This window comes from Serratia sp. CY44782 (assembly GCF_052168715.1).
Taxonomy (GTDB): domain Bacteria; phylum Pseudomonadota; class Gammaproteobacteria; order Enterobacterales; family Enterobacteriaceae; genus Serratia; species Serratia nevei.
The window spans coordinates 1-1383 of sequence record NZ_JBJNME010000030.1; the positions used below are offsets into that span (position 1 = coordinate 1).

At 45.8% G+C, this 1383-nt stretch carries 1 protein-coding gene and 1 pseudogene; both read right to left on the minus strand.

Annotated features, from left to right (window positions below; all coding sequences use genetic code 11):
• Positions 1 to 602, minus strand: a pseudogene (locus ACJ8HT_RS24080) (hypothetical protein); the annotation flags it as partial.
• Positions 571 to 1368 carry a hypothetical protein gene (locus tag ACJ8HT_RS24085; RefSeq protein ID WP_442520146.1) on the minus strand — a complete coding sequence of 266 codons (798 nt, stop codon included), beginning with the start codon at positions 1366 to 1368 and terminating at the stop codon, positions 571 to 573. The pseudogene ACJ8HT_RS24080 and the gene ACJ8HT_RS24085, both read right to left, overlap by 32 nt.
• Positions 1369 to 1383: the final 15 nt, after the last annotated feature.

Consider the following 1383-nt stretch of genomic DNA (forward strand, 5'->3'; position numbering starts at 1 on the left):
TTAGGCATATACCAACGCTGAATAATCCCACCTGCAGCCGCAATCTGTGAAAATTGAATCGTCCCTAAGAAGCTATCGTGCGTATTGATATCGGTAATTCGGATTAACGATGGCTCATCTAAATCAAGGTTACCAATATCGTTAAAATCCAATGCGGTTTCATTGATTGAATAGTTATGATTGGCCAGCTGACGAACATCGTCATTTAAATGGGAAAAATACTGCCCATTTGGTAGTTTCTCTCCCGTCGGCGTCGCTATGCCGTTGACATTTTCATAGCGTTCAACCCAATATGAACCCGTTTTCAATACGTTAAAGTAACGCCTTTTTTCCGAACCATCATTGATTGCCGTTTGCGCAGCCTCGACGGAGTCATAGGCACCGATACCGCTGGCCATCGCCAGGTCATTTAACGCTGTCAACCGCTCCTTTAAATAGCGGGTTCTGGATGCCAGTTGTTGGGCCTGCCAGTTATCAGGGCCATTCACACCACCCAATACTGGGGTGTCTGTCTCAAGCTGAAAGATTTTATCAATCCACTGGTTGGTTTCGTCTAGATAATTAGCCATGTTAATTCCCGCCGTGTGAATATCGGCCATCATGATTAATGACACCGTTGTGTGTGAGTCCGTTTAAGCGGGCAAACTGAAGAATTCGCCCAAATTGTCCCAGTTCCGAATCGGCTATTTTTGTAACGTCATGCAAAATCACGGATGAGGTTTCCAGCTCGCTGAGATTGGAATCGTTATTTATTAATGACAAATTCGAAATCAAATCAAAACTGACACGATATAACTCAACAAGGATGTGAGATTGTTTCTCTGCCAGGTTGACGCCTTCATAGCGCAATGAGAACTCTTCACCTGCAGCATTCATTAACGGTAGAGAGGCGTAGCCTACATACGCGTAATCAACAACAGGTTGCTGAGCTGGCGTTTTTAAAAATGTAATTACACCCCAGAGCGGGTCTACGGTGTAATCTTCACCAGCAATGAGCGCAGCGATTGAGACGCCAAAAACATTTGGGTAACGCAGGCTGATAGTGTCACCAGCCTGAATCCCAGCCGGTAAAACCTCGCCCGTCACAAGGCTAGGCGTTCTGCTGGCCATATTGGAATAAAGCAATACCTGTAAATTTTCTTTTGAATACTCGTGCCAGGTAGATGTTACTTTCCCATTGACGGCAGAAACATAACGCTGTGAGTCAACCAACCGCCCACCCACGGACGCTTTCGATTTCTTTTCATCGAATTCCAGCTCAAGAGTTAACGCAGAAACATCACCAATCCAGCGCCATGATAAAGCCTGGCCCGCCGTATTGCGGCGAGCCAGGTAGACTTTTCCTTGACCGTAATAAAAATCACTCATTCGCTACCGCCTTCA

Coding starts and splice junctions, on each gene's coding strand:
- ACJ8HT_RS24085 (WP_442520146.1), bottom strand. CDS start 1,368: ATGAGTGATTTTTATTACGGTCAAGGAAAAGTCTACCTGGCTCGCCGC.